This is a genomic window from Thiothrix litoralis, from assembly GCF_017901135.1.
Taxonomy (GTDB): domain Bacteria; phylum Pseudomonadota; class Gammaproteobacteria; order Thiotrichales; family Thiotrichaceae; genus Thiothrix; species Thiothrix litoralis.
In genome coordinates this window covers 3,794,029-3,814,011 of sequence record NZ_CP072801.1, presented here as the reverse complement: position 1 = coordinate 3,814,011, position 19,983 = coordinate 3,794,029, and the positions used below count along the sequence as shown (strand labels likewise).

Below are 19,983 nucleotides of genomic sequence, written 5' to 3'. Positions count from 1 at the left end.
GCATCGTGCTTTGTCATGGCCTGTGTCGTTAGTTTGACATCCCCCCCGCCCTAAAGGACAGGGATTCCTCCTGCGAGACGGCTATATCCAGCCGCGAGATGGTTTCTAGCCGCATTGACATCTCTATCATGCAGCGTCCTACAGTCAGGACATAACCATTCCCTTATTCCAAGTCCTGTTCTACCTTTCGGACTATTGATGGAAATACTTCCACAATCCGAACAGGCTTGGGTACTGTACGCTTCGTTGACTTCGAGAAACACCACTGACCGCGCCATCGCTTTGTATTTCAGTTGGGTTTTCAGCATGAACCAGCCTGCATCCAGGACACTTTTTGCCATCTTGGTTTTGGTCAGGGCGGAACTGCTTACATCGCCGACAACGATTAATTCATTCTCACGCACCAGTTGGGTGGTGAACTTGTGTAGCGCATCTTTACGCCGATTTTTGATCTTGGCATGAATCGCTTTCACACGCTTTTTCTGGTTGGCGCGTTGAGCTATGCCTAACTTGGCTTCGAGTTTGCGGTAGAAATCACTGCGTTCTAGCTTGTCGCCATTGCTGCATGTGGCGGTTTCCTTCAAGCCTAAATCAATGCCAATATGGGCTGTGCCGCTGGCTTTCTCTACAGCGACTTCGACTACCACATTGAAATACCAGCGTCCCCGCGCATCCTCCGAGAATGAACCCGCACGAAAGGCATATTGTGACAAGCCGTGGCTATCCCACACCTTGAAATGGTAGCCAGCAAAACGGACTTGCCCATTTTTCCATTGGGCAGCACCGGATTTGAAGGGGATCCAGCCTAACGAGCGTCTCGCACCACCACTGACTCGCCAGCGCAATTTGTCTTTTTTGAACTGCTTGCGGGACTTGGCATGAACGGCGATCACTTCCTGAACGGTGGTGGAGTGGATGATGAAACCGAGTGCTTGTTTGATGCCCTTGAGCTGCTTTTGCAGGTCGAAGGCGCTGATGTTAGTGCGTATCCAGCCCACTTCCGGCACGGGGATATAACATCCATCGGCGGTTTCAGCGTTGGCAGCATTCCACACTTGATTCGCCTCAAACGCCATGCGTGACAGGATCGCCGCGTGTTTGTCGCGGACTCTGACCGATAGCGTTTTGAGGGTAGTTAGTGGGGTATTCATGATGGCATGATGCCTCGTTTAGCCGCTGCTGACAACCAAGAAACCGTGCCAGTGGTGCAGATTAATGCACTGGCGGGTATTAAGAAAACGTTAGCCAAAAACGCTTACAACCCCGACCTGAAGGACGGGGCTTTACGCGAATACGGGTAAAAACTCAAGCCCGTATCCTATGCTGATTGACCGCTAGTAGGCAATGTTTTGACGTTCATCCTGTTTTGATTGGTTGGTAACACTGGCTTGGTGACAGAGTGCCTGTCAATGGATGTTGATAGGGTGATGAACCCGGACGCACTCCAGAAGTCGAGTACTTTTTAAATCAATGTAAAAGGAATTTACATCATGACTAGCATCTCAAATGTAGGCAGCAGCGCTTGCGCACCTATTACTTCCAGCCCATCACAGGGTTCTTCCAGCAACGGTAGCCAATCTTCATGCAATGGATCCAGCCCGCAAGGCTCATCTTCTGCATGGGGCAATGTTGCTGGGCAGCAATGCGGCAGCATCGGTGGTAGCAAAGGCGGTTCCGGTTCTAGCTCTAAAGCTGGTTCAGGCAAGAGCAGTAAAGCTGGTTCCGGTTCTAGCTCTAAAGCTGGTTCAGGCTCCAAGTCAAGCAGCAAAGCTGGTTCCGGTTCTAGCTCTAAAGCTGGCTCCGGCTCCAAGTCAAGCAGCAAGTGCAAATAACAGACTTGCCTAATGGAAGGAGGGGGAACGTCCCCCTTCTTCCTTTATAGGAACTTGATCATGAGTGATCTTTCTACCCACTTTCCCGATTACCTTGCAGGTTACCGTGAGACGCCCTGTCAATTCTGGTCAGGCAATATTGCGCCACACCCTCTCAAAAATAGCGCCACCACGACACCACCAACGCAGCCCCGACAATGGCAGGATCGCCCGTATTTTTGCGATAACCTTGCCCGCTTGTGTGAAGAAAATCTGGGTGGGCGTGTCAGTGACATCACCTTTCCGGGTGGTGCAGACCGTAGCGCCTGTTTGGTGCGTTGGGAAGACGGCAGAACCGCCATTGCGAGTTTTCGGGGCGAAACCGGGCGGGCGCGGCTGGAAGAGCGTGTTTTGCATCATTTGAATCAATACGCAGCCCCTGTTCCCAACGTGCTGTTTTTTAATGGCATTGTAATGCTTCAGGAAACCTTAGCGGGGGAACGTTTATCTACTTTGCTGGCTGGAGCAGAGGCTGCCCCCCGCTACACCTTGCTAGCCAGTGCTTTGTCCAGTTTGCATCAGATTCACCTTGCCGCTGCACAGGCGGGGATTGATCAAGCCGTTCCCGTTATCGGCGGCGAAGAAGACTGGATTGCCCGCCATATCCGCCAATTGCGCAAAATCGGCGATGCCTTTGACATCCCCGTACCAGCGCTGGATAAAGCGTCTCTTCAAGACATTTTGCTTCCCCTCAAGCCACGCTTGGTGAAATGGGATGCCCGCCCCGGTAATGCGATGGTGGATCCAACAGGCAAGGTGTCATGGTTTGATTGGGAACATTGCGGGGCGCGTAATCGGTTGGACGATCTGGTGTGGCTATTGTGCGATGAAAGTGTGCCGTTTTGCAGCACTACCGAACAAGCCTTATTGACGGAGTTTGTGCCGTTATTTGCCGACGGCGCACCGCCCGAAGTGGCGCATCGCTACGCGGCGGTGGCGGGTGTGCTGCATTGCACTGCCCGCTTGGGGCTGATTTTGCATAAGCAGCAGGGCGAAGAAGGCTGGTGGGATAGGCAGGAAATCCTCGATTACGATTACATCGGCGTTACCTTGCCACAAGCACAGCAGCTTTGTGCGCGTGCCGCTGACTGGGCGAGCCGCGAACCGCTGGTTGCCAGCCTTGTGCCGTGGTTTGCGGATGTGGCGGGGCATATTGAAACGCTGTAGTCAGTACTTGGTGTTACCGTGATAGACCCCTACAATGCTTGCTTAATCCGTTTGCATTAAGGAATTCACTTTGAAACCAAGCCCCGTGACCCAAGCACTTGCCACGCTGTTTATCCTGTCCACCTTGACGGCGTGTGCGTCGACCGGCACCAGTGGCATCAATACGCCGACTACGCCTGCCACAACAGCCATTGGTTCGGGTGCAGCTTCTTCTGATGTCGCTTGTGCGGCGCAATACGTTGACGGTACGCAGCCTGAACTTACCAATACCAAACTGGCCGCGAAAACCCGACCATTATGTTTCTCGGCTTATTCTGTATTGCATTCAGGGGTGACGCGCACGCCATTGTGGGCCAGTGAACACCTGACCTACGCCGGGTTATTGATGAATATTGACCGCAAAGACAATTTCCACGCTGAAAAGTCCTTGCCCGAAGACGAGCGTGCCGAACTGGCGGATTACGCAGGCTCTGGCTATGACCGTGGACACCTTGCCCCAGCAGCCGATATGCCTTCGGTCGAAGCCATGAGCGAAAGCTTTTCCCTCGCAAACATGACACCGCAAAACCCCACCAACAACCGTGGTTTGTGGTCGAGCATTGAGTCAAAAACCCGCGATCTGGCGATGCAACGCGGTGAATTGTATGTGGTTTCCGGTGCTATTTTCGCGGGTGCATCACTCCAGCGCATCAATGACCGGGTATTGGTTCCCACCAGCTATTTCAAAGCGGTTTACGACGCGAATACGGGCGAAAGTGGGGCGTATTGGGTCGCCAATGATGCTACCAAAAACTATAAGATGCTGAGTATCGCTGAATTGACGCAAACGGCAGGGATAGACCCTTTCCCCAGCATTAGTCAATTCAGCAAAAATAGCCTGATGGCCTTGCCGCAACCCTGAGTTAACCCTGATGGACTTTTTCAAGAACGAAGCGGAAACCCGCATATTAAACGAGCTGAATATTGAAAACCGGCTGGATCGGGTATCGCTGTATGGCAGCCTCGATATTACCCACGATGCTGCCGGGCTGGAATTGGCGCTGAAACTGCAAGCCATGCTGGACGGCATGGTGGCAGTATTGCAGGCGGAGCAAGCCAGCGGGACGTTGCCGGATCACATTACCCTTGCAGCGGGGGATGCGGTGGATAATCCGTTTTTGTGATCCATTAGGCGATTGGGGATTCGGGGACACTAGGTAATACTTCCCGGCGAACTGAACATCCCGTTTGCTGATTTGTCATGTCCCATGGGATCATATTCCCTCAAGGAGCTACCCATTATTCAAAGCACGGGCTATCCTTGAAGGCATCTTATCCACCCATGGCTACAAGGCAAAGCGTACATGAAACTGCATCCCGAAGCACGGACAACCCCGAAATTACGGAGTGAAATCAAGGCATCGCCGCTCACACAAGCAGAACTGGCGAAACAATACAATGTCAGCCGCCTGACGATCCGCAAATGGCAGAACCGTGAGGAGATGACCGACAAATCGCACCGTCCCGATACGCTGCACACCACGCTGACTGAGGTACAGGAATGGTTGGTGGTGGAGCTACGTAAGACCCTGCTGCTGTCGCTGGATGACCTGACCCACATCACCAAAGAATATATCAATGCCGCCGCCAGCCGTTCGGGTATAGACCGCTGCCTGCGTCGTCATGGGATCGCCAACCTGGCGGTAATGAAGCGGGAACTGTATGGCGAGGAGCCGCCACCGAAAAAGGTGTTCAAGGACTACGAACCCGGCTATATCCATATTGACATCAAATACTTGCCGAAGATGCCCGACGAAAAGGAACACCAATACCTGTATGTCGCCATCGACCGTGCCAGTCGTATGGTGTGCCTTGCCATTTACCCCGACAAAGCGGCTGCCAGTACAGCGGATTTTTTGGGTAAAGTAGAGCAGCGCTTCCCCATCAAGGTGCAATACGTGCTGACCGACAATGGGAAGGAATTCACCGACCGCTTTACCCGTAAAGGGGAACGTGACCCCACAGGCAAGCATAAATTCGACAAAGCCTGTGAGCGCATCAAGGCTGAACACCGCCTCACCAAGCCACGCCACCCCCAAACCAACGGCATGGTAGAACGCTTCAACGGACGTATCAGCGACTTGTTGCAAACCACCCGTTTCGCCTCATCCAATGAATTGGCTGACGCGATCAAACATTATGAACGGCTCTACAACCACTGCATTCCCCAGAAAGCACTGGGATACAAAACCCCTATTCAAGCACTCAAGGAATGGCAGAAAAAGAAGCCAGATTTATTCAAAAAGAAAGTATATGATCTATCGGGACTTGACACACAAGTTGTCCCGCAAACTGATTAACGAGAACCAAGTGGTTTGTGCTGAAAACCTCGCCGTGAAGAACATGATTAAGAACCCAACGTTAGCCAAGCACATTGCGGATGCAAGTTGGGGTGAGTTCACTCGCCAGCTTGCGTACAAAGCTGGCTGGTACGGGAGGACATACGTTGAGATAGGGAGATTCTTCCCGTCCACTAAACGCTGTTCCTGCTGTGGGTTCGTGAAAGAAAACATGCCGCTGGACGTGCGATCGTGGGAGTGCCCCGAATGCGGCACAACCCACGACCGTGACGTGAATGCAGCACGTAACATTTTAGCCGCCGGGCTGGCGGTGTTAGCCTTTGGAGAGAATGTTAGTGGCGATGGCATTTCGGTGTCGTCGTCCTGTTCTCGGTGAATTAGGAATCCCCCGGCTTTAGCCGTGGGGAGTAGTCAATATGCACATTCCCAAATACTTTGCCGAACACGACCAAGCCGAAATCTTGCACTTCATCGCTGCCCACGCCTTCGGCACGCTGGTCACGGTTGACGCAGGCGTTCCCTGTGCCAGCCACATCCCGTTTTTGCTGGAACAGGGCGAAACGCTGACGCTTTCCGGGCATCTTGCCAAAGCTAACCCACAATGGCAGCACTTGGCCGCAAATCCGCAGGTGTTAGCGATGTTCCAAGGCGCACATGCCTACGTTTCACCGACATGGTACGAAGGAACAGGCGTACCCACCTGGAATTACACCGCCGTACATGTTTACGGCACGGTTCGCGTCATTCACGATACCGCATGGTTAAAAGCGCAGGTGGAACACCTTAGCCATTACTACGAAGGCGATACCCCCAACGCATGGATTCCCGCTTACCCCGACAAAATGTTGGAAGCCATCGTTGGTTTTGAAATCACCATCGAATCCCTACAAGCCAAATACAAACTGAGCCAGAATCGCAGCGCGGCAGATCAGCACAATGTTATGCAAGCCCTCGAAGCCAGCAGCAGCGAAAACGAGCGCAGTGTGGCGGCATTGATGGCACAAAGACTTTGATGTAATAGCTGTAATACTTGCACAGGCTCCGTTTTAACCTAAGATCACGTGTTTGCAGCCAGCCCGGATAAATGATCATGTCAGAAAATCACAGCACCCCCACCGAACCCGAGTGGACAGTTGTCCAACAAGCTGCCGCTGATGACGGTTTACACCTGTTACGGCTGCTGGATGTGGGCGCGAATTTCCCCTTCCGTAATTACCCGGAACGCTTCAGCGTCTTGTGGGAGTTCGCCGAACTCGACGCAGAAGGCTTGCCCAGCGCGGCCGAGCTTACCCGCATGAAAGACTTTGAAAACGCCTTGTGCGCGGTGATGCAAGCCGACCATGCCGCGTTACTGGTGATGGTGTTCACCGAACCTGCTCACCGCGAATTTATCTTGTTGGCGCGGAATAAATCAGCCTTCCAGAACCGGCTGAATTCGGCGGAAGGCTTAGGGGAAAAACTCCCCATCAGCCTCGACCATGAAACCGACGCGCAAGGCGAGTTTTACTTGTCGTATGCGACTAAAGTGCTGAAGCGTTACGGTTAACCCCGCTCACCAAGGCTTTGATGGAGGCGGTAATAATATTGCCGTCGATCCCCACGCCATAGTGTTCGGCGCTGCCATTCACTGGCCGCAACTCGATGAAAGCACAGGCTTGGGCATTGCCCGCCTCGTCGCTAGCACCGATGGAACGTTCCTCGTAACTGCGCACTTGCACGCGGATACCTACTCCCTGTAAGGCATGGACTGCCGCATCAATCGAACCATTACCTTCGCCAGTCAGCTCGTGCTGAATGCCGTTTTGCTCGATCACCAAGCGGATGCCTTGCGCCTTACCGTGCTCAAACAAATGGTGTTCGCAGTAACGCACGGGCGTGGCAGTTTCCAGATACGTTGCGGCGAAAATATTCCAGATGTCGTTGGCGTTCACCTCGCAACCTTGCTGGTCGGTGTGGTCTTTCACCACGCGGGAAAACTCGACCTGCAAGCGGCGCGGCATGACGATGCCGTAAGCACTTTCCAGCAAATACGCAATCCCGCCTTTGCCCGACTGGCCACCGACTACCAGCTCAAGGTGGTGGTCAAGGATATGGATGCGTTTCAGGAATTGCTGCTCAACCGCATTACGCGAATTCTGGGGGTGAGCGGGGTGCATTCCAGCTTTGTGCTGTGTCGAGTGGTGGATAAGACGGCGTTGCCTATATAGAATGGAGGCAGCATCTTTCTACGAGGAATAATGACATGCAAATCACAATGGACATCCCCGAATACTTTGGGCTGGATAAGACCAAACCAGAAATTGCCAGCACCCTCAAGCTATACGCAGCCCTTGCCCTGTTCCAAGCCGGAAAACTGTCCGTAGGTGCTGCAACCGAACTGGCAGGCGTTGACCGCTACACCTTCATGGCAGAGTGCAAAAAACACGACATTCCGACCATCAACTACACGCCCGAAGACTTGGAAGCCGAGCTGGCTGATTTTCGGTTAGCCTGCTGATGCTGGTTATTGCCGATACCTCTCCACTGGTTGCCATAGCTGCGTGCGATGGATTGAGCTGGCTGGATACTTTGTTTGCAGATGTTCGCGTGCCTCAAGCGGTGTTTCAGGAAGCGACTGTTCAAGGTAAACCGCAAGCGGACAAACTACGGCTCTACTTGCAAGATAAAGTGCTGGCGATTGATTTGCATGATTTCGTTATTACCACCGAGGGATTGGGTAATGGTGAACTGCAAGCAATGGCTTTGTATAAAAAGCAACATGCCGATCGCCTGCTTATTGATGACTTACGGGCACGGAAAGCCGCTTTACGCAACGATATTCACATTATCGGCAGTGTCGGTATCTTGTTGTTAGCCAAAGAAAATCAACTAATTTCCACCATTAAGCCTTATCTGCACATCATTCAGCAAACCGATGCTCATCTCAGCCCCAAGCTGATCGACAAGGCGTTGTTGATTGCTGGAGAATGACAGCCTTGCCCATCGCACTCCATTGAAAAAACTATAAGCCCCTGCGAATATTGCTACAATCTTTGGCAATACAAATTTTACGAAGAGGCTTACGATGGACATAATGGAATTAACCAATTTTGCGTGGAGTGCCATTGCGGGTGGTGTGGTCGGCAATGCGGCTTACGATGGCATCAAAACACTGACGGGCGCAGGTTTTGCGCGGCTCTCTGGCTATACTGCCAACAACCAGCAAATTGAATTCGAGATTGCGTTACAGGCAATGCTGGAAACCAATCAAGCATTACGCGACAGTCTCACGCAATTGGCGATGGGTGGTACGGGCGATATTAGCGCCATTACCACGGGCAATATCTCGACCACGGGCGGTTCGGTGATTGTTGGTAATCGCAACAGTATAGGCTGAGACATGGCAGCATCCGACATCCACATGGGCAGTATCACCACGGATGGCGGTCATGCCATTGTTGGCAACGATAACCAAATCATCCAAAACCTCTACCATTCCGCATCCTATCAAGCAATGGAAAGCCAGCGGCAGAAACTACAACAGAAAGTAGCACAATACCCCGCCGACCCTGACTTCCGGCAAGATTTAGCGCAATTACTTCAACAGATGGAAGACTTCAAGCGCGATGTGCTAAAGCTGGCGGAAGATTTCCAACGTATCCCACTCAATACCAAGCGGCTGAAGTTAGCCAAGCAACATTTTGAAGCGGGTGAATACGTGCAAGCGCGTGCGGTGCTGGATGCGGAAAGTATCACCCAAGAACAAGATGCCCTGCTTGACAAACAGCAGCAGCTACAGGAAGAACAGGCAACCATCACCGCCCAACTTGATGACAAAGCCAACGAATGGCTATTGAAAGCAAGCCTGACGGCGATTGACTACAGCTTGGGCGGTCAACGCATTGCCCAAACCAGTGGCTATTTTGAAAAAGCACTCAAATCCGGCAGGACACCCGACCGCCTGTTTACCTATGCCAAGTTTTTGCAGGACAACAACCAATACCGCGCCGCCGAAACCCTCTTCACCGAGGAACTCACTCTCCGCCGCCAACTCGCCAAGGACAACGCAGCGGTGTACCTGCACGCAGTGGGAAGCACGCTGAACAGCCTTGGTCTTTTGGTGGCTGCTGACAGCCAGCGGCGCAAGGAAGCCGAAATCCTTTACACCGAGGCACTTACCCTTTGCCGCCAGCTTGCCAAGGACAACCCAGCGGTATACCTGTCCGACCTGGCAATGGCGCTGAACAACCTTGGTCTCTTGGTGGCTGCTGATAGCCAGCGGCGCAAGGAAGCCGAAATCCTTTACACCGAAGCACTCACCATCCACAGCCAACTCCCAGCAGTGTACCTGCACGACCTGGCGATGACGCTGAACAACCTTGGCATCTTGATGAAAGCTGACAGCCAGCGGCGCAAGGAAGCCGAAACCTTCTTCACTGGCGCACTGACCCTCCACCGCCAACTCGCCAAGGACAATCCAGCGGTGTACCTGCGCGACGTGGCGTTAAGCCTGAACAACCTTGGTGCATTACTGATGGCTGACAGCCAGCGGCGCAAGGAAGCCGAAACTCTCTTCACCGAAGCACTCTCCCTCCTCCGCCAACTCGCCAAGGACAATCCAGCAGCGTACCTGCCCGACGTGGCAAACACGCTGAACAACCTTGGTGCATTAGTGATGGCTGACAGCCAGCGGCGCAAGGAAGCCGAAACCCTCTTCACCGAAGTACTCACTCTCCGCCGCCAATTCGCCAAGGACAACCCAGCAGTGTACCTGCCCTCCGTGGCAGGCACGCTGAACAACCTTGGTGCATTAGTGATGGCTGACAGCCAGCGGCGCAAGGAAGCCGAAACCCTCTTCACCGAAGCACTCACTCTCCGCCGCCAACTCGCCAAGGACAACCCAGCAGTGCACCTGCCCGACGTGGCAATGACGTTGAACAACCTTGGTCTCTTGGTGAAAGCTGACCGCCAGCGGCGCAAGGAAGCCGAAATCCTCTTCACCGAAGCACTCACCATCAACCGCCAACTCCCAGCGGTGTACCTGCGCGACGTGGCGGCGACGCTGAACAACCTTGGTATCTTGGTGGCGGATGACAGCCAGCGGCGCAAGGAAGCCGAAACCTTCTATACCGAAGCACTCACTCTCCGCCGCCAACTCGCCAAGGACAGCCCAGCAGTGTACCTGCCTGACGTGGCAATGACGCTGAACAACCTTGGTATATTGGTGAAAGCTGACCGCCAGCGGCGTAAGGAAGCCGAAACCCTCTTCACCGAAGCACTTACCCTCTTCCGCCAACTCGCCAAGGACAACCCAGCGGTGTACCTGCCCGACGTGGCGAATACACTGGCGGCATTTGGCATAACATATCTGGGCTGGAACGAACCCGCCAAGGCACTGCCTCTGCTGCAAGAATCCGCCCAACTGTTCGCGCCGCTCGCTGAGCAAGCCCCCGGCGTATTCGGGGAAAAGTACGACTATGGGCTGCAACTGATTGAGAACGCCAAAGCCGCCAAACGCTAACCCACACATTCATCGCCCGCTCATGCGGGCTGCCAATCAATACAAAAACCCAAACAACCACAGCGGAATTTTCCCCCCCACCCCACAACCAGCCCATCCGCTACTACCCATGCGACCATTCCGACTTGGAAATGATGCTGAACCAACTACCTCAAACTCATCATCCTTGTGGTATCCTTACCGAATAGCACCCAAGAGGCATTCCGATGAACCTAAACAACCGCATCACTATCGACCCTGCTATCTGTCACGGCAAACCCACCATCCGTGGCTTGCGTTACCCTGTTGAAATCATGATGGAATTATTCAGTTCTGGCATGAGCATCGAAGAAATTCTTGATGATTATGAAGACCTAGAACGGGCAGACCTGTTAGCGGTACTGGCCTACGCCACCCGTCTTTCCCAAGTCAAACGCATTGAAATGGCTCAAGCTGCATGAAGTTTCTGGTAGATGCTCACCTGCCCCGTAAGCTGGCTATCCAACTGAAAGACATGGGCTACGACACGCGCCATACACTGGGTCTGCCGCTTGGCAACCGTACTACGGATCAGTTCATCAATGAACTTTCCATTGCCGAGCAACGCATTGTTATCACGAAGGACTCTGATTTTGTCGATTCCTTTTGGCTGCAAGATCAGCCGTGGAAATTGCTGCTGGTATCAACCGGAAATATTCGCAATGACGAACTCAAAGCCTTATTCAGCAACAATATGGAAAGAATTCAGGCGGGCTTTGCGGAGTTTCGCTTCATCGAATTGACGCATGATAGATTGATTTTTCATGTGTGAAGGAATGTTTTGCAGTCCACCAATACGGCTTCACTCAATACAAAAACCCAAACAACCACAGCGGAATCTTCCCCTCCACCCCAATTTCCAACCCATCCGCCACCACCCAAGCCGTCGTTTCATCCTTGATCTGCTTCTTCGATTTGGCTTTGCCGCCAACCTCAAACACATACTGCCCATCCACCAAAAAATCCCCGCTTTTGGGATAATTCAAAGTGTGGTGATAAGACAGCATCGAAGCAAAAAACGTCTCGCGCAGCGTTCCCGCTTTAGGCTGGTTACAAAAGATGGCAAACAGATTGGTGTTATCCAGATACAGTTTTTCCGGCTTGGAAATAATGCTGACCCCGCTGGATTTCGCCCCCAACAGGCGCAACAACCCGCCCGCCTGTAACAACCCAAGGTATTTGTAGAGGGTTTTCTGGTTCAGCTCCACCGCGCCGCACAGCTTGGACACATTGATGTCGTCAGGCTCGCTTTGGCACAACATCACCATCAGCTTTTTCAGCGCATTCACCTTGTCGTAGTCAACTGAGTGAAGCGCGGGGATGTCCGTCTCGATCACCTGCATCGAAGCATTCAGCAAGCGCGGCAAATAGGTCGACCCTGCCTCGCGGTAAAACGGGTAAGCACCGTGTTCCAGATACGCGGGCAAATACGCCAGCGGTTTGATTCGGCTGACAGTTTCTATCGCCAATTGCGGATGATGCTGGAGCAGTGAATCCAGCGTCACCGCCTCAAAGGTTTCGCCCGTTTCCAATTCCAGAAATTCGCGGAATGTGACCTTGAGGTTGAAAAAGCTGTCCTTGCACCAAGATTTTACTTGTCGTATGCGACTAAAGTGCTGAAGCGTTACGGTTAACCCCGCTCACCAAGGCTTTGATGGAGGCGGTAATAATATTGCCGTCGATCCCCACGCCATAGTGTTCGGCGCTGCCATTCACTGGCCGCAACTCGATGAAAGCACAGGCTTGGGCATTGCCCGCCTCGTCGCTGGCACCGATGGAACGTTCCTCGTAACTGCGCACTTGCACGCGGATGCCCACCCCTTGCAAGGCATGGACTGCCGCATCAATCGGACCATTGCCTTCGCCAGTCAGCTCGTGCTGAATGCCGTTTTGCTCGATCACCAAGCGGATGCCTTGCGCCTTGCCGTGCTCAAACAAATGGTGTTCGCAGTAACGCACGGGCGTGGCAGTTTCCAGATACGTCGCGGCGAAAATATTCCAGAGGTCGTTGGCGTTCACCTCGCAACCTTGCTGGTCGGTGTGGTCTTTCACCACGCTGGAAAACTCGACCTGCAAGCGGCGCGGCATGACGATGCCATAAGCACTTTCCAGCAAATACGCAATCCCGCCTTTACCCGACTGGCTGTTGACGCGGATCACTGAATCGTAACTGCGCCCCACGTCCGCCGGGTCAATCGGCAAGTACGGCACGTTCCAGTGCGCATCGGCTGCTTGGGCGGCAAAGCCTTTCTTGATGGCATCCTGATGCGAGCCAGAAAACGCGGTAAACACCAAGTCGCCCACATAGGGGTGACGCGGGTGGATCGGCAATTGCGTGCAATATTCCGCCGTCCGCGCCACCGCGTTGATGTCGGAAAAGTCCAAGCCGGGGGCAATGCCTTGGGTGTAAAGGTTCAAGGCCAAGGTCACGATGTCGACGTTGCCGGTGCGTTCGCCACTGCCGAACAAGCAACCTTCCACCCGGTCAGCGCCTGCTAATAAGGCCAATTCCGTTGCTGCCACTGCCGTGCCTCGGTCATTGTGCGGGTGCACGCTGAGGATCACGCTGTCGCGGCGAGCCAGTTCGCGGTGCATCCATTCAATTTGGTCGGCGTACACATTCGGGGTGGACATTTCGACCGTGGCGGGCAGGTTGATAATCACCGGCCTGTCGGGGGTTGCGCCCCACGTCTCTGTTACCGCGTCACACACGTCGCGGGCGAAATCCAGTTCGGTGGCGCTGAAGGTTTCCGGGCTGTATTCGAGCACCCATTCGGTTTCCGGCTGTGCTTCGGCCAAGTGTTTGATCAACGCTACCGCCGACACTGCCATGCCCAACACGTCCGCTTTGCTCATGTGAAACACGCTGTCGCGGAACGGTTGGGAGGTGGCATTGTACACATGCACAATCGCCCGGCGTGCACCGCGCAAGGATTCCATCGTGCGACGGATCAAATGTTCTCGCGCTTGCGTCAACACTTCGATGGTGACATCGGCGGGGATGTGCTGGCCTTCGATCAATTCGCGCACGAAATCAAAATCGGTTTGCGAGGCGGAAGGGAACGCCACCTCGATTTCCTTGAAACCAATCTGACACAGGGTGTGGAACATGCGCCGTTTGCGCTCGGCATTCATCGGCTCGAACAGGGCTTGATTGCCGTCACGCAAGTCGGTGCTCATCCAGATCGGTGGCTGAGTAAGGGTGCGGCTCGGCCATTGGCGGTCAGTCAAGGCGACTGGCGGGAAGGGGCGGTATTTGGTGGCCGGATTCGTCAACATGGCAATCTGCTCCTGTAAGTGATGCCGATAGATTAAGGCAAAGCGTGTGGCAGGCGATTGCGTTTTGAAGCCCGATAACTCGATTTATTGATAGAATATTGCTTTAAATTAAGATTTATTGGTGTTTTATGCCTAATTGGAATGAACATCTGCATCACGCCGAACATGCCCCCTCTTGTTGCTGCTATATTCGTGATCTATCCGCACCACGCGGTAGCGAATGGCAGGGGCATGGTCAATGGGCAGCAACAATACCAACTTTGGTTTTCTCAAGCATCACGATGCATTATTGGCGCGTTTGGCAGAAACCGCTGAAAGCTGCTTCGTTCCCGACCCCAATACCACCCTGATCAAAATGCGCCAACTCGGTGAAGCCCTCGCGCAAACGCTGGCAGCACGGGTAGGCGTAGCCTTTGGGCAGGACATCAAGCAAATCGACCTGCTGCGCGACCTCGATGACACCCTGCGGCTTGACCCGCGCATCAAGGATGCTTTCCACACCTTGCGAAAACTGGGCAATGCCGCCAACCACGACATTACCTCCAGTAACCACCGCGACGCTTTGCAAGCCTTGCAGGTCGGCTATGCGCTCAGTGCGTGGTATCACCAAGCGTTTGGCGGTGACAAGGCCAAAGGTTTCAAGCCCGGCGCTTATGTCAAACCACCAGACCCCTCGGCAGAGGTGCGCCAATTGGAAGCCGCCTTCAATGAGCTGCAACGCCAGCAAAAAACAGCGGCAGAACGGCTGGAAATCGCCGAACAGCTCAAGCAGGTCGAAGCCGAAAAAGCCGCCGCCGAACGCAAACGTGCCGAACAAATGGCCGCAGAAAGCCAAATTTGGGAAGCACTGGCGGCTGAAAATGAAACCCGGCTGGCGGCCTTGCAAGCGGAAATGGCGGCTGCCAATACCGCCTACAAAACCCGCTTTGAGCAGCAGGATCAGCAAACTCAGGCTGCCGAAATTGCCCGCGTCGAAAAGTCAGTGTTCCAGCTCAGCGAAGCCGAAACCCGCGTGTTGATCGACCAGCAACTCAACGAAGCCGGTTGGCAGGCCGATAGCGTCAACCTGCGTTATGGGAAAGGCGCACGCCCGCTTGCCAATGAAAACCGCGCCATTGCCGAATGGCCGACCGCCTCCGGCCCGGCGGATTACGTGCTGTTCATGGGACTAACGCCGGTGGCGGTGATCGAGGCGAAAAAGAGCGCCAAAAATGTTTACAGCGCCATCGACCAAGCCAAGCGTTACGTGAGCGGTCTGGATGTTTCCGTGCCGCTGGTCTTCGCCACCAATGGCCGCCCTTACCTCAAGCAACTGGAGCAGGAAAGCGGCATCTGGTTTCTGGATGTGCGCGACGCCGCCAACCGCCGCAAAGCGTTGAAAGGCTGGTACAGCCCGCATGAAATCAAAACTTTTCTGCGCCAGACCCCGCAACAGGCCGAGGTCGCATTGGACAACATGGGGTTTGATTACGACCTGAAATTACGCGACTACCAGATTGCTGCCATCAAATCGGTCGAAACCGCCATCAAGCAAGGCAAGGATAAAGCCCTGATCGCCATGGCGACCGGCACCGGCAAAACCAAAACCGCGATTGCGCTGGTGTACCGCTTGCTCAAGGCTGAGCGTTTCCGGCGCATTCTGTTTCTGGTTGATCGTGCCGCACTGGGCGAACAAACCGCCAATGATTTCAAGGAAGTGCGGCTGGAAAACCTGAATACCTTCGCCGACACCTTTGGCCTGATGACGCTGGATGACAAGCAACCTGCCGACGACACCAAGGTGCATGTCGCCACGGTGCAAGGGCTGGTGAAGCGCGTCCTCTATCCGGGCGATAATGACAACAAGCCGGGTGTCGGGCAGTACGACTGCATCATTGTCGATGAATGCCATCGCGGTTATTTGCTGGATCGGGAATTGAGCGACACCGAAATCCTGTTCCGTAACCAGAAGGATTACCAGTCCAAATACCGCAGCGTGATTGATTACTTCGATGCCTTCAAGATTGGCCTGACCGCTACGCCTGCGTTGCATACCACCGATATTTTCGACGCGCCGGTCTTCAGTTACACCTACCCGGAAGCGGTGCTGGATGGCTACCTCAATGACCATTTACCACCGATCCGGGTACACACCAAACTGGCGGAACAGGGTATCCATTACGGCGTGAATGAGGAAGTGCAGGTGTACAAGGCGGACAGCCATACGCTGGAAACCTATAACACCCCGGATGAGCTGGACTTCGACATTACCGAATTCAACCGCCGGGTGATTGCGCCCAACTTCACCAAAGTGATCACCCAATGGCTGATTGAAAGCGATGCCATCGACCCGTATTCACAGGCTAAGACGCTGATTTTCTGCGTGACCGACAAGCACGCCGACGAGGTGGTGGAAGCGCTCAAGGAAGCTTGCACCCACTACCACGGCGAAGTCGATGATGATGCCATCCAGAAAATCACCGGGGCGAGTGATAAGCCGCTGGATAAAATCCGTGCCTACAAAAACGACCGCTTGCCGAACATTGCAGTGACGGTGGATTTGCTGACCACAGGTGTGGATGTTCCCAGCATCAGCAATCTGGTGTTTTTACGCCGGGTGAACAGCCGCATCCTGTTTGAGCAAATGCTGGGGCGGGCGACACGGCTGTGCCCGGAAATCGGCAAAGGCCCGTTCCGTATTTACGACGCAGTGGACATTTACAAGCAGCTCGAAGACGTGAACACCATGAAGCCGGTCGTCACCAAGGTGGACATCAATTTTGGGACGCTGGAACAGGAAATGCGCCGCGACGATGAACCCGCTTTGCAGGAGCTGGCGAAACGCCAATTCATCGCCAAATTGCAGGTGAAGAAAAACTTCCTCAGCGAGACGCAGGCCAGCCAGTTTGAAACCATCGTCGGTCAGTCGCCCACCGATTTCGCCAAGGCACTCAAAGCGATGCCGCCGCAACAGGTCGCCGCGTGGTTTACCCAACACCCCGGCTTGGGTGAGCTGCTCGACAGGAAAGTGCAGGGCAGTGGCAATCGCCCCGCCGTGGTGATTTCCAGCCATGAGGATGAGGTCATTGCTGTCACTACCGGCTATGGCGATGGGCAAAAACCGGAAGATTACCTGCAAGCTTTCAACGATTTCATCAAGGCCAACGGCAACCGCATGGTAGCGCTGCAAACCGTGGTGCAAAAGCCGTGGGAACTGAGCCGCGCCGATTTGAAAGTGCTGGCGGTGGAACTGGAGCGTAACCATTTCCGCGAACAGGATTTGCAAACTGCCTGGAACGAAGTGAAAAGCGAAGACATCGCCGCGCGCATTATCGGTTTCATCCGTCAGGCAGCACTCGGCGAGGCGCTGATTCCGTGGGAACAGCGTGTCGATCAGGCACTGGCAAAAATGCTGGCGCAACAGCCGTGGAAAACCCCGCAAAAGCAATGGCTGGAACTGATCGCCAAGCAGATGAAAGCCAACCTGATCGTCGATGAAGCGGTGCTGGATCAGGGCGTTTTCAAGCACCAATTTGGCGGTATCAAACGCGCCAACAAGCTGTTTGACGAGCCGGTGGGCGCGGTGTTGCAACGCTTTAATCGGGCGTTGTGGTCTTGATTATAGGCATGATATTCTTACTTGGTATTACTTTGGAGTTAACATCATGGAAACAACATCAGTTACCAGCAAAGGCCAAGTGACCATACCGTTAAAAATCCGTCAACGTTTAGGCATTCGTAAGGGAAGCCGGGTGTCGTTTGTGCTGTCAGGCAACCACGTCGAATTGTGCGTCAGTAAAACGCCGGAAACCGTTACCAGTAATGGCTTTGGGATGCTGAAAAGCAGGCGCAAAGCCGTGCCGGTTGATTTTGATGTTGCTAGTTTGTTGAGTAAGTCATGATCGGATTGGATACCAATATTCTGGCTCGCTATTACGTTCATGATGAAGATGACGGCGAAGCCCAGAAACAACAGATTGCTGCCAAGCAACTGTTTGAATCCGGTCAGGCATTGAAGGTCAGCAAGACGGTCATGCTGGAGCTTGAGTGGGTGCTACGCGGTTATTACCACTTCGAGCCGGATGAAATTGTCCCTGTCTTTCGCCATTTGCTAGGGCAGTCGCATATCCATATTGAGGCGCGTGAAGAAGTGGAGCAGGCTATTGAGGGTCTGGAGGATGGGCTAGATTTTGCTGATGCTTTGCACCATGCCCATTATCAGGACTGCGAAGCCATGGCTTCCTTCGATGACCGTCGATTTGCCCGTCGCGTCAAACGGTTAGGGCTTGCCCCGCGTGTCATCATCCCCAAGTAACCATTTTTTGTCAGGAACCCCATGAGCACTCAAGATCTCGTCGCCAAACTCTGGAATCTGTGTAACCTGCTGCGCGATGACGGCGTGACTTATCACGAATACATCAACGAGCTGACCTATCTGGTATTCCTGAAAATGGTGGATGAAACCGGGCAGGAAGAGCACATCCCCGCCGGTTTCCGCTGGTCTGATTTGGAAGGCTATAACGCCGCGACCCGTTTGGAGGCGTATAAAAAACTGCTGATCCACCTTGGTTCGCACGGTTCGCTGATTACCAAGGCGATTTACGCTAATGCCAGCACCGTGATCCGCAAGCCTGCCACGCTCAATAAGCTGGTGTCGGAAATCGACAAGCTCGACTGGTACAGCGCCAAGGCGGAAGGGCTGGGCGATATGTACGAGGGGTTGCTGGAGATCAATGCGGGGGAAAAGAAATCCGGCGCGGGGCAATATTTCACCCCACGGGTGTTGATCAATGCGATGGTCGAGCTGATGAAGCCGCAGCTTGCCGATGTGATCGTTGACCCGACGGCGGGAACAGGCGGCTTTCTGATCAGTGCGCACCATTACATTATCGAGCATAACGATGTGGCATCGCTGGATGAAATCGCTTACGACAACTACCAGCACAAGACCTTTTTCGGCATGGAGCTGGTGCCGGATACGCGCCGTCTGGCGATGATGAATCTGATGCTGCACGATTTGGCGGTGGATGATCAGCACGCGGGTATTTTGTTTGGTGATACCCTTTCCAATGAAGGGCGGGCGTTGCCAGCGGCGAGTTTGATTCTGGCGAATCCGCCGTTTGGCACCAAGCAGGGCGGGGGCGTGCCGACGCGGGATGATTTGGTGCATTACACTTCCAACAAGCAACTGGCGTTTTTGCACCTGATGTATTTGCGGATGCTGAAACCCGGTGGGCGGGCGGCGGTGGTATTGCCGGATAATGTGCTGTTTGAGAGCGGCATGGGGCGCACAATCCGCAAGGATTTGATGGAAAAATGCAACCTGCACACGATTTTGCGGCTGCCGACCGGGATTTTTTACGCGGCGGGGGTGAAAACCAATGTGCTGTTTTTCTCCAAACCGGCGGATGTGCGTCAGGACAAGGGCAATACGCAGAACGTGTGGGTGTACGATTTGCGGGCGAATATGCCGCAGTTTGGTAAGCGCACAGTGTTCAGCCCCAGCCATCTGGCGGAGTTTTACCGCGCCGTCGGCGACGATTTGACGGTCGTGGATGAGGCGGCGCGGCAAGCGTTTGTGGCAGGCCACCCTGACGGTGTGGAGGGCTGCCGGATGCGTTGTTTCAGCCGGGAAGCGATTGCCGCCAAAGACGATTCGCTCGATCTGGCGTGGATACGCGACGACAGCACCGAAGACAGCGCTAACCTGCCTGAACCTGATGTGCTGATCAGCGCTGCGCTGGAAGAAATGGCGGGGGCGATGAGCGAATTACAGGCGATTCTGGTGGAGTTGGGCGTGGTGGAAGACGACAGTGCGGTGGGGGTTTGA

The 19,983-nt window shown here is 54.0% G+C and carries 24 protein-coding genes; 19 read left to right on the top strand and 5 right to left on the bottom strand.

The window, feature by feature from the left end:
• Positions 1-50: 50 nt before the first annotated feature.
• Positions 51-1,151, bottom strand: a complete 1,101-nt coding sequence (locus tag J9253_RS18430) for an RNA-guided endonuclease InsQ/TnpB family protein (protein ID WP_210222316.1) — start codon at positions 1,149-1,151, stop codon at positions 51-53.
• 6 nt (positions 1,152-1,157) lie between these two features.
• Between J9253_RS18430 and J9253_RS18425 the strand changes: the two genes are divergently transcribed.
• A complete protein-coding gene (locus tag J9253_RS18425; protein ID WP_210222315.1) occupies positions 1,158-1,301 on the top strand; it encodes a hypothetical protein in 144 nt (47 codons plus the stop codon).
• Positions 1,302-1,483: 182 nt separating this feature from the next.
• On the opposite strand, the gene J9253_RS18420 is transcribed toward J9253_RS18425, so the two are convergent.
• On the bottom strand, positions 1,484-1,828 hold the full coding sequence (locus J9253_RS18420) for a hypothetical protein (RefSeq protein WP_210222314.1): 345 nt from the start codon (positions 1,826-1,828) through the stop codon (positions 1,484-1,486).
• A 64-nt stretch (positions 1,829-1,892) separates the two neighbouring features.
• Between J9253_RS18420 and J9253_RS18415 the strand changes: the two genes are divergently transcribed.
• From J9253_RS18415 to J9253_RS18385, 7 genes are all read left to right on the top strand, one after another.
• Positions 1,893-3,038 (top strand): protein kinase family protein, encoded by a 1,146-nt coding sequence (locus tag J9253_RS18415; protein WP_210222313.1) that lies wholly within the window; start codon positions 1,893-1,895, stop codon positions 3,036-3,038.
• Positions 3,039-3,108: 70 nt separating this feature from the next.
• Positions 3,109-3,939, top strand: coding sequence for a DNA/RNA non-specific endonuclease (locus J9253_RS18410; protein WP_210222312.1), 831 nt, complete (start codon positions 3,109-3,111; stop codon positions 3,937-3,939).
• A gap of 10 nt (positions 3,940-3,949) precedes the next feature.
• Positions 3,950-4,201, top strand: coding sequence for a hypothetical protein (locus tag J9253_RS18405; RefSeq protein WP_210222311.1), 252 nt, complete (start codon positions 3,950-3,952; stop codon positions 4,199-4,201).
• A gap of 180 nt (positions 4,202-4,381) precedes the next feature.
• A complete protein-coding gene (locus tag J9253_RS18400) occupies positions 4,382-5,377 on the top strand; it encodes an IS481 family transposase (protein ID WP_210222310.1) in 996 nt (331 codons plus the stop codon).
• On the top strand, positions 5,346-5,753 hold the full coding sequence (locus J9253_RS18395; protein WP_266097353.1) for an RNA-guided endonuclease TnpB family protein: 408 nt from the start codon (positions 5,346-5,348) through the stop codon (positions 5,751-5,753). The genes J9253_RS18400 and J9253_RS18395 overlap by 32 nt, the downstream gene beginning before the upstream one ends.
• Positions 5,754-5,793: 40 nt before the next feature.
• Positions 5,794-6,390, top strand: coding sequence for an FMN-binding negative transcriptional regulator (locus tag J9253_RS18390; RefSeq protein WP_210222309.1), 597 nt, complete (start codon positions 5,794-5,796; stop codon positions 6,388-6,390).
• A 77-nt stretch (positions 6,391-6,467) separates the two neighbouring features.
• A complete protein-coding gene (locus J9253_RS18385) occupies positions 6,468-6,923 on the top strand; it encodes a DUF695 domain-containing protein (protein ID WP_028488322.1) in 456 nt (151 codons plus the stop codon).
• On the opposite strand, the gene J9253_RS18380 is transcribed toward J9253_RS18385, so the two are convergent.
• Positions 6,898-7,533, bottom strand: coding sequence for an alpha-isopropylmalate synthase regulatory domain-containing protein (locus tag J9253_RS18380; protein WP_323128852.1), 636 nt, complete (start codon positions 7,531-7,533; stop codon positions 6,898-6,900). The two genes, J9253_RS18385 and J9253_RS18380, sit on opposite strands and share 26 nt — an antisense overlap.
• Between J9253_RS18380 and J9253_RS21050 the strand changes: the two genes are divergently transcribed.
• The 7 genes from J9253_RS21050 to J9253_RS18345 all read left to right on the top strand — a co-directional run bounded on the left by J9253_RS21050 (position 7,489) and on the right by J9253_RS18345 (position 11,667).
• A complete protein-coding gene (locus J9253_RS21050) occupies positions 7,489-7,584 on the top strand; it encodes a hypothetical protein (RefSeq protein WP_308898114.1) in 96 nt (31 codons plus the stop codon). The two genes, J9253_RS18380 and J9253_RS21050, sit on opposite strands and share 45 nt — an antisense overlap.
• 35 nt (positions 7,585-7,619) lie before the next feature.
• Positions 7,620-7,874, top strand: a complete 255-nt coding sequence (locus J9253_RS18370) for a UPF0175 family protein (RefSeq protein ID WP_210222306.1) — start codon at positions 7,620-7,622, stop codon at positions 7,872-7,874.
• A complete protein-coding gene (locus J9253_RS18365; RefSeq protein WP_210222305.1) occupies positions 7,874-8,347 on the top strand; it encodes a DUF3368 domain-containing protein in 474 nt (157 codons plus the stop codon). The genes J9253_RS18370 and J9253_RS18365 overlap by 1 nt, the downstream gene beginning before the upstream one ends.
• 103 nt (positions 8,348-8,450) lie before the next feature.
• The gene (locus J9253_RS18360) at positions 8,451-8,753 is read left to right on the top strand and encodes a hypothetical protein (protein ID WP_210222304.1); all 303 of its coding nucleotides are present in this window, start codon (positions 8,451-8,453) and stop codon (positions 8,751-8,753) included.
• A 3-nt stretch (positions 8,754-8,756) separates the two neighbouring features.
• On the top strand, positions 8,757-10,877 hold the full coding sequence (locus J9253_RS18355) for a tetratricopeptide repeat protein (protein WP_210222303.1): 2,121 nt from the start codon (positions 8,757-8,759) through the stop codon (positions 10,875-10,877).
• Positions 10,878-11,083: 206 nt separating this feature from the next.
• On the top strand, positions 11,084-11,317 hold the full coding sequence (locus J9253_RS18350) for a DUF433 domain-containing protein (protein ID WP_210222302.1): 234 nt from the start codon (positions 11,084-11,086) through the stop codon (positions 11,315-11,317).
• Positions 11,314-11,667: a DUF5615 family PIN-like protein gene (locus J9253_RS18345; RefSeq protein ID WP_210222301.1), complete on the top strand. Its 354-nt coding sequence runs from the start codon at positions 11,314-11,316 to the stop codon at positions 11,665-11,667. Before J9253_RS18350 ends, J9253_RS18345 begins: the two co-directional genes overlap by 4 nt.
• A 34-nt stretch (positions 11,668-11,701) precedes the next feature.
• Here J9253_RS18345 and J9253_RS18340 read toward each other — a convergent pair whose 3' ends face one another.
• On the bottom strand, positions 11,702-12,427 hold the full coding sequence (locus J9253_RS18340; protein WP_210222300.1) for an ATP-binding protein: 726 nt from the start codon (positions 12,425-12,427) through the stop codon (positions 11,702-11,704).
• A 76-nt stretch (positions 12,428-12,503) separates the two neighbouring features.
• A complete protein-coding gene (gene leuA / locus J9253_RS18335; RefSeq protein ID WP_210222299.1) occupies positions 12,504-14,174 on the bottom strand; it encodes a 2-isopropylmalate synthase in 1,671 nt (556 codons plus the stop codon).
• A gap of 238 nt (positions 14,175-14,412) precedes the next feature.
• Between leuA and hsdR the strand changes: the two genes are divergently transcribed.
• From hsdR to J9253_RS18315, 4 genes are read left to right on the top strand one after another with little or no spacing between them, the layout of a single operon-like run.
• Positions 14,413-17,772: a type I restriction-modification system endonuclease gene (gene hsdR / locus J9253_RS18330; RefSeq protein WP_210222298.1), complete on the top strand. Its 3,360-nt coding sequence runs from the start codon at positions 14,413-14,415 to the stop codon at positions 17,770-17,772.
• A gap of 46 nt (positions 17,773-17,818) precedes the next feature.
• On the top strand, positions 17,819-18,055 hold the full coding sequence (locus tag J9253_RS18325) for an AbrB/MazE/SpoVT family DNA-binding domain-containing protein (RefSeq protein WP_210222297.1): 237 nt from the start codon (positions 17,819-17,821) through the stop codon (positions 18,053-18,055).
• Complete coding sequence (locus J9253_RS18320) at positions 18,052-18,468, top strand: type II toxin-antitoxin system VapC family toxin (RefSeq protein WP_210222296.1); 417 nt, start codon at positions 18,052-18,054, stop codon at positions 18,466-18,468. The genes J9253_RS18325 and J9253_RS18320 overlap by 4 nt, the downstream gene beginning before the upstream one ends.
• 21 nt (positions 18,469-18,489) lie before the next feature.
• Complete coding sequence (locus J9253_RS18315; RefSeq protein ID WP_210222295.1) at positions 18,490-19,983, top strand: class I SAM-dependent DNA methyltransferase; 1,494 nt, start codon at positions 18,490-18,492, stop codon at positions 19,981-19,983.